This window comes from Arthrobacter sp. SlRoot2-15 (assembly GCF_059739345.1).
Window position 1 is genome coordinate 3,347,006 of the sequence record NZ_AP046058.1, and the last position, 22,617, is coordinate 3,369,622.

Below are 22,617 nucleotides of genomic sequence, written 5' to 3' on the forward strand. Positions count from 1 at the left end.
GTTCCCGCAGTCCCTGCCCGCACCCCCGGATCACGCATCCGGGGGTGCGGCTTTTTAAGCCTGCAATGAACCCTCCCGGCCAATCGTGCGCCGTCAGCGAACAGCCCTGCGCCTGCGCACAAAGCGGCCGCGAAAACCGTTAGTGTCCATGTAGGAAAGTTCAGTGATGCCGTCAAGTGGCGTCACCGTCGCCAGCGAGAGGTAAGTACACATGTCACAGCAAGCAGGGGCACCCCGGATGGCTACCGTCGATCCGGCGGCCCAGGATAACTACATTTACAACCGCCTGCTGAAAGAGCGCATCATCTGGCTCGGCTCCGAGGTCCGCGACGAGAACGCCAACGCGATCTGCTCGCAGCTGCTGCTGCTCTCGGCCGAGAACCCCGAGAAGGACATCTACCTCTACATCAACTCGCCGGGCGGCTCCGTCACCGCCGGCATGGCCATCTACGACACGATGCAGTTCATCCCGAACGACGTCGTCACCGTCGCCACCGGCCTGGCCGCCTCGATGGGCCAGTTCCTGCTCTCCTCCGGCACCAAGGGCAAGCGCTACGCCACCCCGAACGCCCGCATCCTGATGCACCAGCCCTCGGGCGGCATCGGCGGCACCGCCTCGGACATCAAGATCCAGGCCGAGCTGATCCTGCACATGAAGAAGGTCATGGCCGAACTGACGGCCGAGCAGACCGGGCAGACCGTGGAGACCATCCTCAAGGACAACGACCGCGACAAGTGGTTCACGGCGACCGAGGCCCTCGAATACGGCTTCTTCGACAAGATCGCGGCGCACGCCGGGTCCGTGGCGGGCGGCGGCGGAACCAACGCCGACGCCGGCAGCGAAAACTAACCGGCACGCAGACAGAACCGACTCCAGGAGCAATGAACATGAACTACAACTTCGGATCGACTGCCGGGAACCTGCCGAGCAGCCGCTACGTGCTGCCGCAGTTTGAAGAGCGCACCCCCTACGGCTTCAAGCGCCAGGACCCCTACACCAAGCTGTTCGAGGACCGCATCATCTTCCTGGGTGTCCAGGTCGACGACGCCTCCGCCGATGACGTGATGGCCCAGCTGCTGGTCCTCGAGTCCACCGACCCGGACCGCGACATCACGCTCTACATCAACTCGCCCGGCGGTTCCTTCACCGCCATGACGGCGATCTACGACACGATGCAGTACATCCGCCCGGAGATCCAGACGGTCTGCCTGGGCCAGGCCGCCAGCGCGGCTGCCGTGCTGCTCGCCGCCGGCACCCCGGGCAAGCGCCTGGCCCTGCCGAACGCACGCGTGCTGATCCACCAGCCCGCCCTCTCCGGCGGCCAAGGCGGACAGGCCTCCGACCTGGAAATCCAGGCCGCCGAGGTCATGCGGATGCGCTCCTGGCTCGAGGACACACTGGCCAAGCACTCCGGCCGCACGTCCGAGCAGGTCAACAACGACATCGAACGCGACAAGATCCTCACGGCCGCCGAGGCCATGAGCTACGGGCTGATCGACCAGGTGCTCGATTCCCGCAAGATCAAGCCGCAGGCGATCACAAAGTAGCTCCAACGGCAGTTCCAACACGACTGCCGCACGACGCCGGTGCCGCTCAACAGAAATGGGCGGCACCGGCGTCTTCTTTCCACCCATCAGGGCGAAAGTGACCTAGAGTGGAAGATGTCACGGCCTCTCGTTCCGCGGGGACGGTCCGTGATCCAGTAACGGATGCAGCGCTGCACAGGAGCACGACCCAGCCGGCAGCAAGATACTAAGGGGTTCCCATATGGCTCGGATTGGCGAGAGCACCGATCTGCTGAAGTGTTCTTTTTGCGGAAAGAGCCAGAAGCAGGTCCGCAAGCTCATTGCCGGACCCGGCGTCTACATCTGCGACGAGTGCATTGAACTCTGCAACGAGATCATTGAAGAAGAACTCGCCGAAGTAGCTGACCTGGGAAGCTTTGAGCTGCCCAAGCCCCGCGAAATTTTCGATTTCCTGCAGGAATACGTGATCGGCCAGGAGCCCGCCAAGCGGTCCCTCGCCGTCGCTGTTTACAACCACTACAAGCGGATCCAGGCGGGCCACGCACCCAAGAGCGGCGCCCTGGCCGAGGGCGGCCACCACGACGACGTCGAGATCGCCAAGTCCAACATCCTGCTGATCGGCCCCACGGGCTGCGGCAAGACCTACCTGGCCCAGACCCTGGCCCGGCGCCTGAATGTCCCGTTCGCCGTCGCCGACGCCACCGCCCTGACCGAAGCCGGCTACGTGGGCGAGGACGTCGAGAACATCCTGCTCAAGCTCATCCAGGCCGCTGACTACGACGTCAAGAAGGCCGAACAGGGCATCATCTACATCGACGAGATCGACAAGATTTCGCGCAAGAGCGAGAACCCGTCCATCACCCGGGACGTCTCCGGCGAGGGTGTCCAGCAGGCGCTGCTGAAGATCCTCGAGGGCACGGTCGCCTCGGTTCCGCCGCAGGGCGGCCGCAAGCACCCGCACCAGGAATTCATCCAGATCGACACCACCAACGTGCTCTTCATCGTGGCGGGCGCCTTCGCCGGTCTCGAGGAGATCATCGGTTCGCGGTCCGGCCGCAAGGGCATCGGCTTCGGCGCCCCGCTGAACGAGGTCAAGAACAACGCGGACTCCTATGGCGAGGTCATGCCCGAAGACCTGCTGAAGTTCGGCCTCATCCCCGAATTCATCGGCCGGCTGCCGGTCATCACCACGGTCTCGAACCTTGACCGTCCGGCGCTGATCCAGATCCTCTCCACGCCCAAGAATGCCCTCGTGAAGCAGTACCAGAAGATGTTCCAGCTCGACGGCGTCGAGCTGGTCTTCGAGGACGAGGCGCTGGACCTGATCGCAGACCAGGCCCTGGAACGCGGCACCGGTGCCCGTGGCCTCCGCGCCATCATGGAGGAAGTCCTGCTGCCGGTGATGTTCGACCTGCCGAGCCGGGACGACGTCGCCAGTGTGGTCATCACCGAGGACGTGGTGGCCAAAAAGGCCGCGCCCACCATGATCCCCCACGACGTCAAGCGCCGTAAGTCCGCCTGAACCAGACAGCCCCCGCGCGTGGAAAAGCCGGAATAAATCCGCCGGCAGCGTCGCTGTGCCTAACTGTTGCGCTTAACCATTGCGCCGTGCCGTCCGTGGCTACGGCCTCCGGCAGGCCTTGGCGAACGCTCCCCGTTGACTTCCAAAGGAGAACCCTGTGCCCGAAACGATGACGAACAAAGCAGACTTCTGGTTCGACCCCATGTGCCCCTTCGCCTGGGTGACCTCCCGCTGGATCTCCGAGGTGGAAGAAGTCCGGGACATCAAGACCGAGTGGCACGTGATGAGCCTGGCGGTCCTGAACGAGGGCCGCGACGAGCTCCCGGCCGAGTACAAGGAGTTCCTGGTCAAGGCCTGGGCGCCGGTCCGGGTCATCATCGCCGCCGCGGAACAGCACGGCGCGGAGTACATCAAGCCGCTCTACGACGCCATGGGCACCAAGATCCACAACGAAGGCAACAAGGACATCGACGAGGTCATCGCCAAGTCCCTCGCCGAGGCGGGCCTGCCTGCCGAGCTCGCTGCCGCCGGCCAGTCGGACGAGTTCGACGCCCAGCTGCGCTCCAGCCACGAGGCCGGCATCTCGCTGGTCGGCCAGGACGTCGGAACCCCCGTCGTCGCGTTCAATGGCACCGCGTTCTTTGGCCCCGTCCTCACCCGCATCCCGCGCGGTGAAGACGCCGGGAAGCTCTGGGACGCCACCGTGACGCTGGCCTCATTCCCGTACTTCTTCGAACTCAAGCGCAGCCGCACCGAGAGCCCCGTTTTCAGCTAGGCCGCTGCCCCGGACGGTACGCCAAGGGCCCTGAATGAACTACCCGCTTGTAGTTCATCCGGGGCCCTTGTGCATCCGGAGGAGCGGGAGAACAATAGAACTTACCCACTTCGAAAGAAGCGGGACGCAGGAACCAAAGATTCAGTGACACTCATCCGACGCAGCCTTCGGCAAAGTCAGATGATGGCTACCAGTGACGAGGTAGGAAGACCTGAAACTCCAAGGATCCCGCCAGATTACCTAAGACGTCACGTGGTAATCGAAAAGTCGAAGCCCCACCAACCGCAAAAAGCTGATGGGGCTTCCCCTTTGCCCAAAAGTCGCCTCTGATTGGTGCCATGAGCACTGAGCCCATCGCGGAATACGCGCTGCTGTCCGACTGCTGGTCTGCGGCCCTGGTCAGCGCCGCGGGCTCTGTGGACTGGCTCTGCTTACCGCGCTTCGACAGCCCCTCGGTCTTCGGCCGGCTGCTGGGCGAAGACGCCGGCCACTGGTCCATCCGGCCCGCCGGCGAGTACACAACCACCCGGCGGTACCTAGGTCCGTCCATGGTCCTGGAGTCGCTCCACACATCCGCCCACGGCCGGCTCGCCGTCAGCGACGCACTGGTCCTCGGCTCCGGACGGCGAGGGCACGACCTCGGCCAGGGATCCCCGGGCACGCTGCTGCGCTGGCTGTCCTGCACCGCGGGGAGCGTTGAGGTGGACGTCAGCTTCGCGCCGCGGCCGGAGTACGGGCTGGTGCGCCCGGTGCTGCAGGCCGTGGACGGCGGCCTGCTGATCCGCGCCGGCGCCGAGGAACTCGCCCTGTCCGCTCCGGTGCCGTTCACGCTCGACGGCGGTACCGCCCGCGCCGTCCTGCGGCTCGGCGCCGGCGACAGCCTTGGCTTCGCCCTCCACCGCCAGCTTGGAGAGGGCGAGGTGCTGGGGTTCTGGGACCAGGAGGAGATGGTGCACCGCCTTGGTGACACCCTCGAGGGCTGGAGCAGCTGGTCCGGGATCCACCAGGGCTACCGCGGCCCCTGGCAGGAGCTCGTGGCAGGCAGCGGCCGGGTCCTGCAGGCCCTCAGCTACTATCCGTCCGGCGCTATCGTGGCCGCGCCGACCACCTCCCTGCCCGAGGTGGCCGGCGGCACCCGCAACTGGGACTACCGCTACACCTGGGTCCGGGATGCCAGCATGACCCTGCAGGCGCTGTGGGTGGCGGCGTGCCCAGACGAGGCAGGGAAGTTCTTCCAGTTCCTGGCGACGGCCGCTGCCCGCCAGCTGGCCGGGGGCGAGGAGCTGCAGATCATGTATGGGATTGGCGGTGAGCGCGACCTTCCCGAGCGGGTCCTGGACCACCTCCCCGGCTGGCGGGGCAGTTCGCCGGTGCGGGTCGGCAACGGAGCCTGGGACCAGCGGCAACTGGACGTCTACGGCGAGCTGCTGGATGCGGCCGCGACCATGCCGGAATTCCTCGACGGCCTGGCACCGGAAACGCTGCGTTTCCTGGCGGACGCGGCCGACGCAGCCGTCGCCCGCTGGCAGGAGCGCGACCAGGGGATCTGGGAGGTCCGCGGCGAACCGCGGCACTACCTGTATTCCAAGCTGATGTGCTGGGTCGCCGTGGACCGGGCCATCACCCTGGCCGGGGTGCTGCAGGCCACGGACCGGGTGCCGCGCTGGAGGGACGCCCGGGAGCTGATCGCCGACTCCATCCGCGCGAACGGCTGGAGCGACGCCGCGGGGGCGTACACCCAGGCGTACGGTGCCGAGCAGCTGGACGCTTCGGCCCTGATGCTCGGAATCGTGGGATTCCTGCCCCCGGATGATCCGCGGTTCCTGGCCACGATCGAAGCCGTCGAGCACCGGCTCACCGACGGCCGCGGCCTGGTCTACCGCTACCACACCGACGACGGCCTGCCGGGCGAGGAGGGCGCCTTCCTGCTCTGCACCTTCTGGCTCGCCCACGCCCTGGCCCTCGCCGGGCTGACGGACCGGGCGAGAGAGGTCTTCGAACGTGCGGCCGGATTTGCCACCGGCCTGGGACTGATGGCCGAGGAGGTCGCCCCGGACAGCCGGGAACTGCTGGGCAACTTCCCGCAGGCGTTCAGCCACATTGGACTGGTCAACGCGGCCTGGGCCATCAGCGAGGCGGAACGGCGAAACCGCGAGGGCCCTCCGCCCGGCCTGAGCCGGCCGGAGGGCCCTCGCGTTTGATACTGCGGTACCGGGCGTTACGCCTGGCCCGGCTCCTCCGCGGGGGCCAGGACGACGTCGCTCACGCTCAGTTCACCCTCGCCGGCCACCAGCGCCAGCTCACGGGCGTTGGCCGCGGCCTTGAGGTCGCCCAGGCCTGCCTTCAGCTGGGCCGTGAGGGACTCCGACGCCGTGATGGTCGCGGAGAGCACCTCGGTGCGCTGCTTGACCTTGGCCTCGGACTTGGCCTTGCGGATGCCCCCCAGCGCCGTTCCCACCGTGGCGAGCAGGGTGGTGTCGCCGTCGATCTCCACGGGGGAGGGCCACTGTGCGCGGTGCACCGAGCCGGTCCGCCACCAGCCCCAGACTTCCTCCGTCGCGAACGGCAGGTACGGCGCGAAGAGCCGCAGCAGGGTGTCCAGGCTGGTGGCCAGCGCGGCCAGCACGGACGCCTGCTCGGCCTTGCCGGCGGCACCGTAGGCGCGGTCCTTGATCAGCTCCACGTAGTCGTCCGTGAAGTGCCAGAAGAAGCTCTCGGTGATCTGCAGGGCCCGGGCGTAGTCGTAGTTCTCGAACGCCTTGGTGGCCTGCTGGACAACCTCGGAGAGCTGCGCCAGCACGGCGCGGTCGAGGGGATTGGTCAGCACTGACAGGTCCGCGGAGACTACCGAGTTCTCGGTGGCGCCCAGATTCAGCACGAACTTGGACGCGTTGAGCAGCTTGATCGCCAGCCGGCGGCCGATCTTCATCTGCGCGATCTCGTAGGCGGTGTCCGCACCGAGCTTGGCCGAGGCCGCCCAGTACCGGACGGCGTCCGAGCCGTATTCGTTGAGCACGTCGGTCGGGACGATCACGTTGCCCTTGGACTTGGACATCTTCTTCCGGTCCGGGTCGAGGATCCAGCCGGAGATCGCGGCGTGCTTCCACGGCGCGACGTCCTGGAGGGCATCGGCACGGACGGCGGTTGAGAACAGCCAGGTCCGGATGATGTCGTGGGCCTGCGGGCGCACGTCGAACGGGAAGACCTTGGCGAAGAGCGCCTCGTCGGTGCTCCAGCCGCCCACGATCTGCGGGGTCAGCGAGGAGGTGGCCCAGGTGTCCAGGACGTCGGCGTCGCCGGTGAAGCCGCCCGGCACATCGCGCTGGGCTTCCTCGTAGCCGGGGGCCGCGTCCGCGGCGGGATCCACCGGGAGCTGGCCGTCGGTCGGCAGGATGGGCGCGTCATAGTCCGGGTTGCCGTCGGCATCAAGCGGGTACCAGACCGGCACCGGCACGCCGAAGAACCGCTGGCGGGAGACCAGCCAGTCGCCGTTGAGGCCGGTGATCCAGTTCTCGTAACGCGAGCGCATAAACGACGGGTGGAACTCGATCTCGTTGCCGCGACCGATCAGGCGTTCGCGCCGCTCCTCGTCGCGGCCGCCGTTGCGGATGTACCACTGGCGCGAGGTCACGACCTCAAGGGGCTTGTCGCCCTTTTCGAAGAAGTTCACCGGGTGCATGATCTTCTTGGGCTCGCCGTCGAGCAGGTCCGCGGCGGCAAGCTGTTCCACCACGGCCTCCTTGGCGCTGAAGACGGTCTTGCCGGCGATCGCTTCGAACGCGGCGCGGCCTTCCCCGGTGGTGATCCACTCCGGGGTTTCGCCGACGATTCGGCCGTCGCGGCCCACGATCGCGCGGGTGGGCAGCTGCAGTTCACGCCACCAGGTCACGTCGGTCAGGTCGCCGAAGGTGCAGACCATGGCGATGCCGGAGCCCTTGTCCGCCTTCGCGAGGTGGTGGGCCTTGACCTCCACCTCGACGCCGAAGAGGGGAGAGGTGACCTTCTTGCCGAACAGCGGCTGGTACCGCTCGTCATCGGGGTTCGCCACCAGCGCGGCGCAGGCGGCCAGCAGCTCGGGGCGGGTGGTCTCGATGTAGATCTTTTCGCCGTCCTCGGTGAAGAACGGGTAGCGGTAGTAAGCGCCGGCGACCTCGCGGTCCTCCAGCTCGGCCTGGGCCACCGCGGTGCGGAAGGTGACGTCCCACAGGGTGGGCGCCTCCGCCATGTAGGCGTCGCCGGCGGCAAGGTTCGCCAAGAAGGCGCGCTGGGAGATGGCGCGGGACTTGTCGTCGATGGTGCGGTAGGTCAGGTCCCAGTCGACGGACAGGCCGAGGGTCTGGAACAGGTTTTCAAAGACCTTCTCGTCCTCGACGGCGAGTTCCTCGCAGAGTTCGATGAAGTTCCGGCGCGAGACGACGTCGAAGTCGCGCTGGTTCTTGGCGGGCTCCGCCGGCGGCCGGTAACCGGCGTCGTAGGGGATGGCCGGATCGCAGCGCACGCCGTAGTAGTTCTGCACCCGCCGCTCGGTGGGCAGGCCGTTGTCGTCCCAGCCCATCGGGTAGAAGACGTTCTTGCCGGTCATCCGCTGGTAGCGGGCCAGGACGTCGGTCTGGGTGTAGGAGAACATGTGCCCCACGTGCAGGGACCCCGATGCGGTGGGCGGGGGAGTGTCGATCGAGTAGACCTGCTCCCGGGTGGTCTCCCGGTTGAACTTGTAGGTCCCTTCGTCAAGCCAGCGCCGGGTGAGGGCGGCTTCGAGCCCCTCGAGGGCGGGCTTGTCCGGAACGTTGATGGGGGCGGTGGTGGGCGTGTCTGTACCCTGCGTGTCTTCAGCCATGGGCCAATTCTTTCACGCCCGGCCGCGGGCGGGCGCAATGGCCTGCCGGTGGGAGGACCTTAGGGGTGATGCGGGAGGCGACCAGGCCGCCGTCAGCCGGATTCGCTGCTAGCGCCCCACGACGAATTCCCACCGCAAACTGCCGCTTGTCACCATGGGCCGCCCCGAGAATGCTGGCCGTCCGTCTCTTAGGCTCGAAAGTGTGTCCGCCAGGAGGGCGTCAACGGACGGCCAAATCGCTGGGCGCCAGTCGGCCTCGCCCTTGAAATACTCGCTGACGCAGCCGTGCTGCCGCCCTGGCCTGAGATCGACGAACAGGAAGTCGCCGGCGTTGTTGTCGCAGATCGGCAGGAAGGAAGCGAGGAACATAAAAGCTTGGGTACCTGCCTCATCAGCTTCCACCCGTGCCGGGTCGTAGGGTTTGTGGGGTTCGGGCAAAGGGTCGCTGCTGTTGGCCGCCTGGAACGCCCTCAAGTTTCGGTATCGGGGGGAGATTCTTTCACGTTCGAATTCTGCGTTCATGACCTCCCCAACCTGCGCCCAGATGCCAAGCATCATCTCCCGCAAACTCCTGCTTTCCTCCAAGGGAAGGGGCCGATACCTCGGGAATATGTTCGCCGCCGGCGACAATTCTGCCCCGTCGAACAGGCGGTACAGGGCCGACAGCTCGTCCGGCCACCCGCCGGGCACAATCTGTTCCAACGAACGGACCAGATTTTCCGGTGCCGGCGCCCGGATGGTTTCAGCCGTCACAGGTGCATTTTGACTCAGCCAGTCAACAATGCCCGCCCAGAGTTCCCGTGTCCCCATGGCGTGAATCTACGCGCTCCTGCCATCAATAAACACGGCCCATGATCCGCGTTCCGGCGTAGCATGCGCAGATGGAGACTTTTGCCGGGACCTTCGCGATCAAGCGCATCTATGACGAACCCGCGGATGACGACGGCTGCCGGGTCCTGGTGGACCGGCTCTGGCCGCGCGGCGTCAGCAAGGACCGCGCGCAGCTTCAGCTGTGGCTCAAGGAAGTAGCGCCCTCCCCGCCCCTGCGGACCGAATTCGCGCACATGCAGGAACGCTTCACCGACTTCCGCGCCGCCTACGAGGCCGAACTCGAAACCAACCCCGCGGTGCAGACGCTGCGGGACCTGGCCGCGGAGCACGGCAAGGTGTCCCTGCTGTTCGGCGCCCGGGATCCGGAGACCAACCACGCCCGGGTGCTGTTGGAGTTCCTGCAGCGCTGAACCGCTAGGGTGGTGCCATGACTGAGGAAATCGACATCGCACGAACTGCAAATACAGCACCAGCAGCCAAAGCAGCAGTAGTCACCGGCGCCAGCACCGGCATCGGCGAGGCCACGGTGAGGGCCCTCCGCCAGGAGGGCTGGACCGTGTTCGCCGTCGCCCGCCGCGCCGAGCGGCTTGAGGCGCTCGCCGCCGAGACCGGCTCCGTCGCGCTCCCCGCCGATGTGACCGACGACGCCGACGTCGCCCGGCTGGTGGAGGAGGTGACCCGCGCCGGCGGCATCGACACGCTGGTCAACATCGCCGGCGGCGCCCGCGGCGCGGACAAGGTGGCCGAGGCCAAGACCGAGGACTGGGCCTGGATGTACGAGGTCAACGTGCTCGGCACCATGAAGCTCACCCGGGCGTTCCTGCCGATGCTGCGGGCCTGCGGCGAGGGCACCGTGCTGAACCTGACGTCGACGGCGGGCCTGTCCGCCTATGAGGGCGGCGGCGGTTACAACGCCGCGAAGTTCGCCCAGCACGCCCTCACCGGCGCGTTGCGGCTGGAGGAGGCCGAACACAACCTCCGTGTGATCGAGGTGGCCCCCGGCATGGTGCAGACCGAGGAGTTCTCGCTGAACCGGCTCGGCGACGCCGGTGCCGCGGAGAAGGTCTACGCCGGGGTGGAGAAGCCGCTCACAGCCGGTGACGTCGCCGACGTCGTCCGCTTCGCCGTGACCGCGCCGCACCACGTCAACCTGGACCAGATCGTGATCCGCCCGGTGGCGCAGGCGTCCAACTTCAAGGTGATCCGCAAGGGCTGACGGGGCCTGGGGCGGCCCCGGACGTTCACCCCGGCGTCGCCCGGGGGCCGGGAAGGGGTGGCCGGGCGTTGGCCGGGGGAGGGCACGGTGGCTGGTGCAACTGCACACCACCAGAGTGGAGATCCATTCCCATGCGCAACACGACCAAGTTGGGCGCTGCCGTACTCAGCGCAGCCCTGCTGCTCGCCTCCTCCGTCCCGGCCCAGGCGGCCGACACCAACGCCGGCGGCACCTCCGCGGCCGGCGGAGACAACCACTTCGACCTTCAGGCACACCGCGGCGGGATCGGACTGACTGTCGAATCGACCCTGGCGTCCTTCGCCAAGGGGATCGAGACCGGAGTCGCCACCCTCGAAATGGACCTCCAGATCACCAAGGACGGCCGCGAAGTCATCACCCATGACCGCAAGATCAGCGGCCAGAAGTGCCTGGACACGGCACCGGTCACCCCGAATGACCCGCAGTTCCCGTATGTGGGCAAGTACATCAAGGACCTCACCTTCGACCAGGTCCGCAGCCTGGACTGCGGCTCGCTCACCCTGCCGCAGTTCCCCGGGCAGCAGGCCTCCCCGGGCGCCAAGATGCCCACCCTCGCCGAGGTGTTCGCCATGACGGACGCCCACCACGCCAGCCAGGTGAGATTCAACATCGAGACCAAGGTCGAAGCCGGCGCCCCCGAGCAGACCGCACCCCGCGAACAGTTCGTCGAGGTCGCCCTGCGCGAAATCAACAAGGCGCACATGCAGAGCCGTGTCTCGATCGAAAGCTTCGACTGGGGCGCGCTGCGCCTGGTCCAGCAGCAGCAACCCCAGATCCCGACCGTGGCACTGACCAATAAGGACTTCCTGCAGGTCGGCCAGCCCGGCAAGTCCCCGTGGCTTGGCGGCATCGACGCCGACGACTTCGGCGGCGACCTGGTCGCCGCGGCTGCGTCCCTGCACTTCAACGCCATCTCCCCGGTGCACGGTAGCCCGCAGAACGGCAAGGTCACCGACGCCAACTACGTCCCCTACGTCACCCCGGATATGGTGCAGCGCGCCCACGCGGCCGGCATGCAGGTCATCCCGTGGACCGTCGATGACAAGCCCACCATGCGGGCCCTGATCGCCGACGGCGTCGATGGACTCATCACCGATTACCCGAACATGCTCCGCGACGTCATGGCCGAGTCCGGCATGAAACTGCCCAAGGCCTTCGAGCTGCAGGCCGCCCACTAAGGTGCAGGCGTCGTGTTTCACTGCCCGGTGGCTGGTCCGCCGGGCAGTGAAACACGGGGACTTCCGGTAACATCGACGTATCAGCTTTGACCCGGCCATCACCGGTGAGCTTCCGGAAGAACGCTCCGGCGCGGCAAACATACCGCGCCAGGGCCGGTAGAACCGGACGGGTAAGCCCGTCACAGCAGTCAACGAGCGGCCGACGCCGGTGCAGCGCTTTCCTTTGGATTCTTAGAGGAAGGACGGGACCGGGGACGGTAAGTGAGGTGGTACCGCGGTGCCGGTGTTGGTGAAACAACACAGGAGCCGTCCTCGCATCCTGAATGAATCCCGCTATTCACCAGCTCAACCCAGGATGTCGAGATGACCCATTACCCCAAGGCCTCCGCCGCACCCGCAGGCGCCAGCACCTCCGCCTCCAACACCACTGGCGTGTCCGCCTCCGTGAAGTTCCCGGAGATCGAAGAGCGCATCCTGAAGTACTGGGACCAGGACGGCACCTTCCAGGCCAGCATTGACCAGCGCGATGCCGGTAAGGACGGATCCAATGAGTTTGTCTTCTACGACGGCCCGCCCTTCGCCAACGGCCTGCCGCACTACGGCCACCTGCTGACCGGCTACGCCAAGGACCTCGTGGGCCGCTACCAGACCCAGCGCGGCCGCAGGGTGGAGCGCCGCTTCGGCTGGGACACCCACGGGCTGCCCGCCGAGCTGGAAGCCATGAAGCAGCTCGGCATGACGGACAAGACCCAGATCGAGGCCATGGGCATCGACAAGTTCAATGACGCCTGCCGTGCCTCGGTCATGAAGTACGCCGACGAGTGGAAGAGCTACGTCACCCGCCAGGCCCGGTGGGTGGACTTCGAGAACGACTACAAGACGCTCAACGTCGAGTACATGGAGTCCGTGCTCTGGGCCTTCAAGCAGCTGCACGAGAAGGGCCTGACCTACAACGGCTACCGGGTGCTGCCGTACTGCTGGAAGGACGAGACGCCGCTGTCCAACCATGAACTGCGCATGGACGACGACGTTTACAAGAACCGCCAGGACCAGACCGTCACGGTCACCTTCCCGATCACGGCGGGGGAGTCGGAGCTTTCCCGGCAGCTCGCCGGCGTGCAGGCGCTCGCCTGGACCACCACGCCCTGGACGCTGCCCACCAACCTGGCGCTCGCCGTCGGGCCTGCCATTAACTACGTCGTGCTGCCCGCCGGCCCCAACGGAATCAAGGCCGCCGCGGCCGACGCCCCGGTCAGCGGAAGCTTCCTGCTCGCCGCGGACCTGCTGGGCGCCTACGCCAAGGACCTCGGCTACGGCGACGGCGTCGAGGGCGCGACCGCCGCCGAGGCCGCCGTCACTTCCCGCCACACCGGTGCCGAGCTCGAGGGCCTGAGCTACGAACCGCTCTGGGACTACTTCCACGACGCCGAGAAGTACGGCACCGAGAACGCCTGGCGCTTCCTCGTGGCCGACTACGTCACCACCACCGACGGCACCGGCATCGTCCACCAGGCGCCCGCCTACGGCGAGGACGACCAGAAGGTCTGTGAAGAGGCCGGCATCCCCGTGGTCCTCTCGGTGGACGAGGGCGCGAAGTTCCTGCCGCTCTTCGGCCACGGCGACCTCGCCGAGATCGCCGGGCTCCAGGTCTTCGAGGCCAACAAGCCCATCACCCAGGTGCTCCGCGCCCAGGGCCGCCTGGTCCGCCAGGCCAGCTACGAGCACAGCTACCCGCACTGCTGGCGCTGCCGCAACCCGCTGATCTACCGCGCCGTCTCCTCCTGGTACGTCGAGGTCACCAAGTTCAAGGACCGCATGTCCGAGCTGAACCAGGAGATCAACTGGATCCCGGGCAACGTCAAGGACGGCCAGTTCGGCAAATGGCTCGCCAATGCCCGCGACTGGTCCATCAGCCGCAACCGCTACTGGGGCAGCCCCATCCCTGTCTGGCAGTCCACCGACCCGGACTACCCGCGCACCGACGTCTACGGCTCGCTCGCCGAGATCGAAGCCGATTTCGGTCGGCTGCCGCTGAACAAGGCCGGCCAGGTGGACCTGCACCGGCCGTTCATCGACGAACTGACCCGGCCCAACCCGGACGACCCGCGCACCCCGGAGGAGGGCCAGTCCGTGATGCGCCGCGTCGAGGACGTCCTGGACGTCTGGTTCGACTCCGGCTCCATGCCCTACGGCCAGGTGCACTACCCGTTCCAGAACGAGGAATGGTTCGACACCCACAACCCGGCGGACTTCATCGTCGAGTACATCGGCCAGACCCGCGGCTGGTTCTACATGCTGCACATCCTCTCCACCGCACTGTTTGACCGGCCGGCCTTCCGCAACGTCATCAGCCACGGCATCGTGCTGGGCTCGGACGGGCAGAAAATGTCCAAGAGCCTGCGCAACTACCCTGACGTCTCCGAGGTCCTGGACCGCGACGGCTCCGACGCGATGCGCTGGTTCCTGATGTCCAGCCCCATCCTGCGCGGCGGCAACCTCGTGGTCACCGAACAGGGCATCCGCGACGGCGTCCGCCAGGTCATCCTGCCGCTGTGGAACGTGTACAGCTTCTTCACGCTGTACACCAACGCCGCCACAGGCGGCGCAGGCTACGACGCTAAGCTCCGCTACGACGGCTACGCCGACACCCTGGACCAGTACTTGATGGCCAACACCGGCGACCTCGTCCGGAACATGACCGCGCAGCTGGACAGCTACGACATCTCCGGCGCCTGCGACGAGCTGCGCGGCTACCTGGACATGCTCACCAACTGGTACGTCCGGCGCAGCCGCCAGCGCTTCTTCGACGAGAACGTCGACGCTTTCGACGCGCTCTACACCGCAGTGGAAACGGTCTGCCGGGTCGCGGCGTCGCTGCTGCCGCTGGTCTCCGAGGAGATCTGGCGCGGCCTCACCGGCGGGCGCTCCGTACACCTGGCCGACTGGCCGGACGCGGACCTCTTCCCGGCCAACCCGGAACTCGTCGAGGCGATGAACCGGGTGCAGCACATCTGCTCCACCGGCTCCTCGCTGCGCAAGGCCGCCAACCTCCGTGTGCGCCTGCCGCTGCAGGAACTCACCGTGGTGGCACCCGGCGCAGGCGCGCTGGAAGGCTTCGCCGCCGTCGTCGCCGATGAACTGAACCTGCGCTCCGTGCGCCTGCTCGACGCCGAGAGCGCCTCCCCGGAGGAATTCGGCATCGAACAGAAGCTCGTGGTCAACGCCCGGGCCGCCGGCCCGCGCCTGGGCAAAAACGTCCAGCAGGCCATCAAGGGCTCCAAGTCCGGCGACTGGAGCGTCGACGACGCCGGCGTCGTCACCGCCGGCGGCCTGACCCTGGAACCGCAGGAGTACACCTTGGAAACCGTCGTGGCGGAAGCCGCGGAGGGTGAAGGCTCGCGCGCAGCGGCCGTCCTGCCCGGGGGCGGGTTCGTGGTCCTCAACACCGAGGTCACCCCGGAACTGGAAGCCGAAGGCATCGCCCGTGACATGGTCCGCGCCATCCAGCAGGCCCGCAAGGATGCCGGCTTGAACGTCAGCGACCGGATCCGGACCAACGTCACCGCCACGATGGACGTCGTCGACGCCGTGAAAGCCCACGAAAACCTGGTGGTCACCGAAACCCTCACGATGGAGCTCGGCTTGTCCTCCAACGGAGACGGCACCGAACTGCAGATCACCGTCGAAAAGATAGAGGCCTAATCCATGACCGACGAATTTTCCGTAGAGAGCGTCTACGCCGAGCTGCTGGGCCGGGCGCCGGAAAACAAGATGGAGCCGCGGCTGGCACCGCTGCACCGGGCCATGGACATCCTGGGGGAGCCGAACAAGGCGTTCCCGATCATCCACGTCACCGGCACCAACGGCAAGACCTCCACCGCCCGGATGATCGAGGCCGGCCTGCGCGCCCACGGCCTGAGCACCGGCCGCTACACCAGCCCGCACCTGTCCAAGGTCACCGAGCGGATCAGTATCGACGGCGAGCCGGTGCCGGACGAGACCTTCGTCCGGATCTGGGACGAAATCCGGCCCTACCTGGAGATCGTGGACGGCGAGCTCGAAGCCGAGGGCCAGCCCCGGCTGACCTACTTCGAGTGCCTGACCATCCTGGGCTTCGCCGTCTTCGCGGACCAGCCGGTCAACGTGGCCGTCATCGAGGTGGGCCTGGGCGGCATTACCGACGCGACCAACGTCGGCGACGGCCAGGTCGCCGTCATCACCCCGATTTCACTGGACCACACCGAACTGCTGGGCGAGACCACCGAGGAGATCGCCTACGAAAAGGCCGGCATCATCAAGCCCGGCGGCTTCCTGGTCAGCGCGGCGCAGCCCGTCGACGCGGCCCAGGTCCTGCTGGACAAGGCCAAGGAAACCAACGTGCCGTTCCGGTTCGAAGGCGTGGAATTCGGCGTCGAGTCCCGCAACGTGGCCGTCGGCGGCCAGATGGTGACCATCCAGGGCATCGCCGGCCGTTACGAGGACCTGCTGGTGCCGCTGCACGGGGCGCACCAGGCCGAGAACGCCGCCGTCGCGATCGCCGCGCTGGAGGCCTTCTTCGGCGCCGAAAAGCCGCTCGACGCCGAGGTGCTGCAGGAAGCCTTCGCCTCAGTCAGCTCCCCGGGCCGGCTGGAGGTGCTCCGCACCGCGCCGACCATCATTGTGGACGCCGCGCACAACCCGGAGGGCATCCGGGTCTCCGCCGAGGCCATCCACGAGGCCTTCAGCTTCAGCAAGCTCGTGGTGGTGGTCGGTGTGCTGAAGGAAAAGGACGCCGAGGAGATCCTCCGCCAGCTCAAGGAATCGCTGGGCGACCTCGCCTCGGAGTACTGCTTCACCCAGTCCAACTCGCCCCGCGCCGTACCGGCCGAGGACCTCGCCGAGCTGGCGATGGACCTGGGTTTCGGTGAGGACAACATCCACGTCGCCGAGAAGCTCGACGACGCCCTCGAATGGGCCGTGGAGAGGGCCGAGTCCAACGAGGACCTGGCTGGCGGCATCCTTGTCACCGGCTCCATCACGCTCGTGGCCGAGGCCCGGATCCTGCTCGGAAAGCCCGAGGCGTAACCATGGCCAGACTTACCAAGGCCCAGCGCGAATGGCGCCCGGGCATGCCCAAAAAGCGCCGCTCCACCAAAGTTATGTTCGCCTCGACCGTGCTGCTGCTGGAGGCCTTTGTGGCGCTCTTCGGCACCCTCGCGGTCTTCGGGCTGCGGCGCGGGGAACTGCCGCCGCTGCTTGTGTTCGGCGTCGGCATCGGACTGAGCGTGGTGCTCGTGCTGACCTGCGCCGTGCTCTCGAAGCCGTGGGGCGTGGCCCTGGGCTGGATCCTGCAGATACTGCTGATCCTCACCGGCATCGTGGAGCCCACAATGTACGTGGTCGGCGGCCTCTTCGCCATCACCTGGTGGTACGGCATCCGGACCGGCATCCGGATCGACCGCGAGGCTGCCCAGCGCGAACGCGAGCAGGCAGCCTGGGACGCCGCGAACCCCGACGGCCAAAGCAACTAGACTTGTCCCGAACCCCACCCCAACCACATTGGAGCAGCTGTGAGCATTGAGCGCACCCTCGTCCTGGTCAAGCCCGACGGCGTCGCCCGCAACCTGACCGGCAGCATCATCGCCCGGATCGAAGCCAAGGGCTATACCCTGGCCGAACTCAAGAAGGTCAACGCGACCCGCGAACTCCTCGAGCAGCACTACGAGGAGCACGTGGGCAAGCCGTTCTACGAGCCGCTGGTCGAGTTTATGCTCAGCGGCCCGGTGGTGGCCGCGATCTTCGAGGGCCACCGCGTGATCGAGGGCTTCCGTTCCCTCGCCGGCACCACCGACCCGACGACGGCGGCGCCCGGCACCATCCGCGGCGACTTCGGCCGCGACTGGGGCGTCAAGGTCCAGCAGAACCTGGTCCACGGCTCCGACTCGGCCGAGTCCGCCGAACGCGAGATCAAGATCTGGTTCTAGGAACCAGCAGCACCCCAGCGAGGTGACAGCTGAGGCCAATGTTCAACGCGAACATTGGCCTCAACTGTCACCTCGCGGCGGTTAATCCGGGTCCGTCTCCTCAGTAGCCGGAGGTGCCGATGAAGACCTGGATGAAGGCGAAGAAGATGGTGGCGACCACGGCGACGTAGAGCAGGGCCGTAAGGATCCAGCCGGAGTCGCCGAGGATGCGGGCTGCGGCGGAGGGCATCGGGATGACGCCGTGGCTGACGTTGCGGACGGTCACCCAGACGAACAGCGGGATCATTGCGGCCCAGACGATCATGCAGAACGGGCACAGGATGTGGATGGAGTAGAGCGCCTGCGACCAGAGCCACACCACAAAGGCGAAGCCCAGGGTGACACCGGCCTGCAGGCCGAGCCAGTACCAGCGGGCGAACCTGGCGCCGGCGAGGAGGCCCATGGCGGTGGTGATGATGACGGCGAACGCGACGATGCCGATGAACATGTTGGGGAATCCGAAGACTGAACTCTGCCAGGTCTGCATCACCTGGCCGCACGAGATCCACGGGTTCACGTCGCACACCGTCACATGGCCGGGATCCTTCAGGACTTCCAGTTTTTCCAGCACCAGCGTGCCGGAAGCCAGCCAGCCGACGACACCGGTGATCAGCAGCAACCACGCGAACGGCCGGTCGCGGGTCATCGGCGGCAGGGGGCGCTCCGCCTCGGCCGCGCCGGCGGCGTGCTCGCCGGCGGTCACATCGTCCGGGGCGTGGGAAATGCTGGGCATGGGAACTCGATCCTTCGCGTCGGGTGCTCTTGGGCCGATTGTATCGCCGCAGGCTGGACGAATCGGGATGGGCGTTGTGCCGGCACCCGTTGTTCGGTGCGCGGCGCGGGACGGATGCCCCGCTTAGCCCGGCTTTGGCGGCTCTTGTGAGACAATGAACGTGGCTGGGACATGATCCACATTCGCGTCTCAGTCCGGCGACTTTGTTTTCAAGACCGCCAATGATGAGCAGGGCATACTTCGGGTCCCTCGATCCGTCCTATCCCGCAATGCCATTGGACGGCACCTGGTTGTGACGTACAGATCAACGGGTTCAGCACAATCTCGCCGGCCTTCCAGGGCTGCCGCACCCCACTGCCGGTGCGAACCTGGGGGTACTCAATTGACTTCTGTCAATGCCTGCGGGTGTTGACAAATATTTGCCCCCGCGGGTGCCGGATGTGGCGGTACATCAGGGGCAGGAGTGTCGCCACATATGGATAATGACCAGCTTGTAGCCGGTAACGACGAAGCAACTGTTACCGAGGAAGCAACGGAAACCGCCGCAGCAACGGAGGCGCCGAAGAAGGCCACCCGGACCCGGCGCAAGGCCGCGCCCAAGGAGGAAGCCCCCGCTGCGGACGCAGAAGCAGCGGCCGGCACGTCCGACGCCGTCGCTGACGCCGTCGCCGACAGCCCCGCGGCAGCCGAACCGGTGAAGGCCCCGGCCCGCCGGAGCCGGTCGCGGAAAAAGATCGACTCCGAAGCAGAGCCCGCCACAGCCGAATCAGCTGCAGCAGCTGAAGAGGCGCCCGCTGACGCCCCGGCTGAGCAGCCCGCAGCCGAAGAAGCCCCGGAGAAGCCCGTCCGCCGCCGCGCCTCCCGCGCCAAGGAGGCGGCCCCCGTGGCCGAGGAAACCGAGGACGCCGCGGCGCCGGCCGAATCCGTCCCAGCCGCCGAGCCGGTCCTCGCTGCCGCTGACGCCGCAGCAGAGGCCGCCCCTGCAGCGGATACCCCCGAAGCCACCGAGGCCCCGTCACTCTTCCTCGCGCCCGGCGCCGTCACCTCGATGATCTTCCAGGCCCCGGACCTGACCGCCGTCGTCCGCCCCTCCCCGGCCGCAGCCGAGGAAACGGAGGACGAGGACGAAGAAGCCGAGGGTGACGACGCGGGCAGCCGCCGCCGCCGTCGCAGCCGTGGACGCCGCGGCCGCAGCCGCGCCGGCGAGGCGGACACCGACGCCGACGGCGGAACCGAAGACGCCGCCGAGTCCGGTGAAGATACCGAGGGCACCCACGAAGACGGCGTCACCTCGCGCCGCCGCCGCCGTCGCCGCCGCGGCGACCAGGACCTCGAACTGACCGGCGGCGGGGACGACGATCCGCCCAACACGGTGACCCGGGTCCGGGCCCCGCGCGCGATCAGCGAGGCCCCGCCCAGCAACCGCGTCACCTCCGTCAAGGGCTCCACCCGCCTCGAGGCCAAGAAGCAGCGCCGCCGCGAGTCCCGCGACACCGGTCGCCGCCGCACCGTCATCACCGAGGCCGAGTTCCTGGCCCGCCGCGAATCCGTGGACCGCCAGATGATCGTCCGCCAGCGCGACGACAGAATCCAGATCGGCGTCCTCGAGGACGGCGTGCTGGCCGAGCACTTTGTCTCCAAGACCCAGCAGGACTCCCTGATCGGCAACGTCTACCTGGGCAAGGTCCAGAACGTGCTGCCGTCCATGGAAGCCGCGTTCGTCGACATCGGACGCGGCCGCAACGCCGTACTCTACGCCGGCGAGGTCAACTGGGACGCCGTCAATCTCGAGGGCAAGCAGCGCCGGATCGAAAACGCGCTCAAGTCCGGGGACTCCGTACTGGTCCAGGTCACCAAGGACCCCGTCGGCCACAAGGGCGCCCGCCTCACCAGCCAGATCTCCCTGCCCGGCCGCTACCTCGTGTACGTGCCCGGCGGCTCCATGACCGGCATCTCGCGCAAGCTGCCCGACGTCGAACGGAACCGGCTCAAGCGGATCCTCAAGGACCGACTGCCGGAGAGCGCCGGCGTGATCGTCCGCACCGCCGCCGAGGGTGCCTCCGAGGAAGAGCTGACGCACGACATCAACCGTCTGCGCGCCCAGTGGGAAGGCATCGAGAGCCAGTCCACGTCTACCAAGATCCTGGCCCCCGAGCTGCTCTACGGCGAACCGGACCTGACCATCAAGGTGGTCCGCGACGTCTTCAACGAAGACTTCTCCAAGCTGATCGTCTCCGGCGAGGAAGCCTGGGACACCATCGAGGCCTACGTCACCTATGTGGCTCCGGACCTGGTGGGCCGGCTCGAGAAGTGGACCAAGGACACGGACATCTTCGCGGCCTGGCGCATCGACGAGCAGATCCACAAGGCACTGGACCGCAAGGTCTTCCTGCCCTCCGGCGGCTCGCTCGTGATCGACCGCACCGAAGCCATGACCGTGGTGGACGTCAACACCGGTAAGTTCACCGGCAGCGGCGGCAACCTCGAGGAAACCGTCACCAAGAACAACCTGGAAGCGGCCGAGGAAGTCGTCCGGCAGCTCCGACTCCGGGACATCGGCGGCATCATCGTGATCGACTTCATCGACATGGTGCTCGAATCCAACCGCGACCTCGTGCTGCGCCGCATGGTGGAGTGCCTGGGCCGCGACCGGACCAAGCACCAGGTGGCGGAGGTGACCTCCCTGGGGCTCGTGCAGATGACCCGCAAGCGGATGGGCACCGGGCTGCTGGAAGTCTTCGGCGAACAGTGTGAAGCCTGCGCCGGCCGCGGCGTTGTCACCCATGACGAGCCCGTCGAGCACCGCCGTGCCAACACCGTCGCCGCCGAACACCATGTTCCGCGGGCCGAACACCAGCCCGCCGCGCGTACCGAGCGCAAGCGCCGCCGCGGCCGGGGTGGCCAGGGTTCGGACGAGCAGTCCGCGCCCGTTGCAGTGCACCCGGAGCCCACCGAGGCCGAGCGCCACGCCAAGGCGGAGGCTACCCGCGCGGCGCTTGCGAACATCGCCGCCGCCGCACACGCCGCCCACCTGCACGACGGCGACGCGACGGCTGCGCCCGACGCCGAAACCCGCCAGGCGGCGCTGAACGCGGCCGTGGAAGTTGCCTCGACGGAGGAAGCTGCCGGGCGTCCGGCCGCCGTGCTGACCTTCGGCGGCGAGCAGGTTGCCCTGCCGTTCGTCGAGCACGCCGAGGAAGCGCAGCAGCCGGCGCTGACCCTGGACCTGCTCACCGAGGCCTTCGCCAACCTGGGCGACGCCGAGGCCGGCAAGCCGGCGGCAGCGGAACAGGGCGCGGAAGCACCCGAAGCCCAAGCTGAGGCCGCCGAGCAGGCCCCTGCAGCGGAAGCCGCCGAAGCCGCCGCCGCGGCGCCGTCCCGTGCCACCCGTGGCCGGGGACGCGCCCGGACCGCACGGATCCAGGCCCCGAGTGCCCGCACCCGCGAACCGCAGGCGCCCGCCCGCCAGGAAGCCGCCAAGGCTCTCGCTGCGCAGGCACCCGTCCGGCAGGAAGCCGCAAAGGCTCCCGCTGCGCAGGCACCCGTCCGTCAGGAAGCCGCAAAGGCTCCCGCTGCGCAGGCACCCGTCCGTCAGGAAGCTGCCAAGGCGCCCGTAGTGCAGGCCGCCGCCGCGGACACCACCCCGCCGCGCCGGGTACGCCGGAACCGGAGCGCCAGCCGTGCCCAGGGCGCCGCCAACGAGACGTCCGTGCAGCAGCGCGCGACTGCTCCGTCGGCCGCTGCTGGTTCGGTCCACGAGGCCAAGGCCCCGGAGCCGGCGAAGGTGGCCGCCAAACCGGCAGCCAGCGAACCGATCATCCTCGGCGTCGGCGTTCCCGCTTCGGAGCTGTAGCACCGGGCAGACGCCGCCACTCGCGGGTACCGACCGGGCAAGACGCAACATTGCGTCGAGCCCGGACGGTACCCGCGAGTTCGTTAACGGGCGCACGGTAACAA

General features: G+C 67.5%; 16 protein-coding genes. 13 read left to right on the plus strand and 3 right to left on the minus strand.

Features of this window, described 5'->3' with window-relative positions; genetic code table 11:
• The first annotated feature begins 238 nt into the window (after positions 1-238).
• The 5 genes from AC6I9V_RS15560 (at position 239) to AC6I9V_RS15580 (ending at position 6,025) form a co-directional block, all read left to right on the plus strand.
• Positions 239-850, plus strand: coding sequence for an ATP-dependent Clp protease proteolytic subunit (locus AC6I9V_RS15560; protein WP_138770441.1), 612 nt, complete (start codon positions 239-241; stop codon positions 848-850).
• Positions 851-888: 38 nt separating this feature from the next.
• The gene (locus AC6I9V_RS15565) at positions 889-1,548 is read left to right on the plus strand and encodes an ATP-dependent Clp protease proteolytic subunit (RefSeq protein ID WP_146338590.1); all 660 of its coding nucleotides are present in this window, start codon (positions 889-891) and stop codon (positions 1,546-1,548) included.
• A gap of 220 nt (positions 1,549-1,768) precedes the next feature.
• The gene (gene clpX, locus AC6I9V_RS15570; RefSeq protein WP_349411385.1) at positions 1,769-3,049 is read left to right on the plus strand and encodes an ATP-dependent Clp protease ATP-binding subunit ClpX; all 1,281 of its coding nucleotides are present in this window, start codon (positions 1,769-1,771) and stop codon (positions 3,047-3,049) included.
• Positions 3,050-3,218: 169 nt separating this feature from the next.
• Entirely contained in the window at positions 3,219-3,824 is a 606-nt protein-coding gene (locus AC6I9V_RS15575; RefSeq protein ID WP_497900330.1) for a mycothiol-dependent nitroreductase Rv2466c family protein, read from the plus strand.
• A 338-nt stretch (positions 3,825-4,162) separates the two neighbouring features.
• A complete protein-coding gene (locus tag AC6I9V_RS15580) occupies positions 4,163-6,025 on the plus strand; it encodes a glycoside hydrolase family 15 protein (protein WP_497900049.1) in 1,863 nt (620 codons plus the stop codon).
• A 17-nt stretch (positions 6,026-6,042) separates the two neighbouring features.
• Here the strand turns inward: AC6I9V_RS15580 and valS are convergent, their stop codons facing one another.
• Both valS and AC6I9V_RS15590 read right to left on the minus strand, forming a co-directional pair.
• Positions 6,043-8,661 (minus strand): valine--tRNA ligase, encoded by a 2,619-nt coding sequence (gene valS / locus AC6I9V_RS15585; protein ID WP_497900050.1) that lies wholly within the window; start codon positions 8,659-8,661, stop codon positions 6,043-6,045.
• A gap of 108 nt (positions 8,662-8,769) precedes the next feature.
• On the minus strand, positions 8,770-9,414 hold the full coding sequence (locus tag AC6I9V_RS15590; protein ID WP_497900051.1) for an SMI1/KNR4 family protein: 645 nt from the start codon (positions 9,412-9,414) through the stop codon (positions 8,770-8,772).
• A gap of 128 nt (positions 9,415-9,542) precedes the next feature.
• Between AC6I9V_RS15590 and AC6I9V_RS15595 the strand changes: the two genes are divergently transcribed.
• The 7 genes from AC6I9V_RS15595 (at position 9,543) to ndk (ending at position 17,888) form a co-directional block, all read left to right on the plus strand.
• The gene (locus tag AC6I9V_RS15595) at positions 9,543-9,902 is read left to right on the plus strand and encodes a DUF488 domain-containing protein (RefSeq protein ID WP_349411381.1); all 360 of its coding nucleotides are present in this window, start codon (positions 9,543-9,545) and stop codon (positions 9,900-9,902) included.
• Between the two features lie 17 nt (positions 9,903-9,919).
• Positions 9,920-10,708 (plus strand): SDR family oxidoreductase, encoded by a 789-nt coding sequence (locus AC6I9V_RS15600; RefSeq protein WP_497900052.1) that lies wholly within the window; start codon positions 9,920-9,922, stop codon positions 10,706-10,708.
• A 131-nt stretch (positions 10,709-10,839) separates the two neighbouring features.
• Positions 10,840-11,925: a glycerophosphodiester phosphodiesterase family protein gene (locus AC6I9V_RS15605; protein ID WP_497900053.1), complete on the plus strand. Its 1,086-nt coding sequence runs from the start codon at positions 10,840-10,842 to the stop codon at positions 11,923-11,925.
• 363 nt (positions 11,926-12,288) lie between these two features.
• Positions 12,289-15,627 carry an isoleucine--tRNA ligase gene (gene ileS, locus AC6I9V_RS15610; protein WP_349411378.1) on the plus strand — a complete coding sequence of 1,113 codons (3,339 nt, stop codon included), beginning with the start codon at positions 12,289-12,291 and terminating at the stop codon, positions 15,625-15,627.
• A gap of 3 nt (positions 15,628-15,630) precedes the next feature.
• A complete protein-coding gene (locus tag AC6I9V_RS15615; protein WP_349411377.1) occupies positions 15,631-16,989 on the plus strand; it encodes a bifunctional folylpolyglutamate synthase/dihydrofolate synthase in 1,359 nt (452 codons plus the stop codon).
• Between the two features lie 2 nt (positions 16,990-16,991).
• Complete coding sequence (locus tag AC6I9V_RS15620; RefSeq protein ID WP_146337355.1) at positions 16,992-17,435, plus strand: DUF4233 domain-containing protein; 444 nt, start codon at positions 16,992-16,994, stop codon at positions 17,433-17,435.
• Positions 17,436-17,474: 39 nt separating this feature from the next.
• A complete protein-coding gene (gene ndk, locus AC6I9V_RS15625) occupies positions 17,475-17,888 on the plus strand; it encodes a nucleoside-diphosphate kinase (RefSeq protein ID WP_146337356.1) in 414 nt (137 codons plus the stop codon).
• A gap of 100 nt (positions 17,889-17,988) precedes the next feature.
• Here the strand turns inward: ndk and AC6I9V_RS15630 are convergent, their stop codons facing one another.
• The gene (locus AC6I9V_RS15630) at positions 17,989-18,660 is read right to left on the minus strand and encodes a vitamin K epoxide reductase family protein (RefSeq protein WP_497900054.1); all 672 of its coding nucleotides are present in this window, start codon (positions 18,658-18,660) and stop codon (positions 17,989-17,991) included.
• Positions 18,661-19,135: 475 nt separating this feature from the next.
• Between AC6I9V_RS15630 and AC6I9V_RS15635 the strand changes: the two genes are divergently transcribed.
• Positions 19,136-22,513 carry an Rne/Rng family ribonuclease gene (locus AC6I9V_RS15635; protein WP_497900055.1) on the plus strand — a complete coding sequence of 1,126 codons (3,378 nt, stop codon included), beginning with the start codon at positions 19,136-19,138 and terminating at the stop codon, positions 22,511-22,513.
• Positions 22,514-22,617 lie beyond the last annotated feature (104 nt).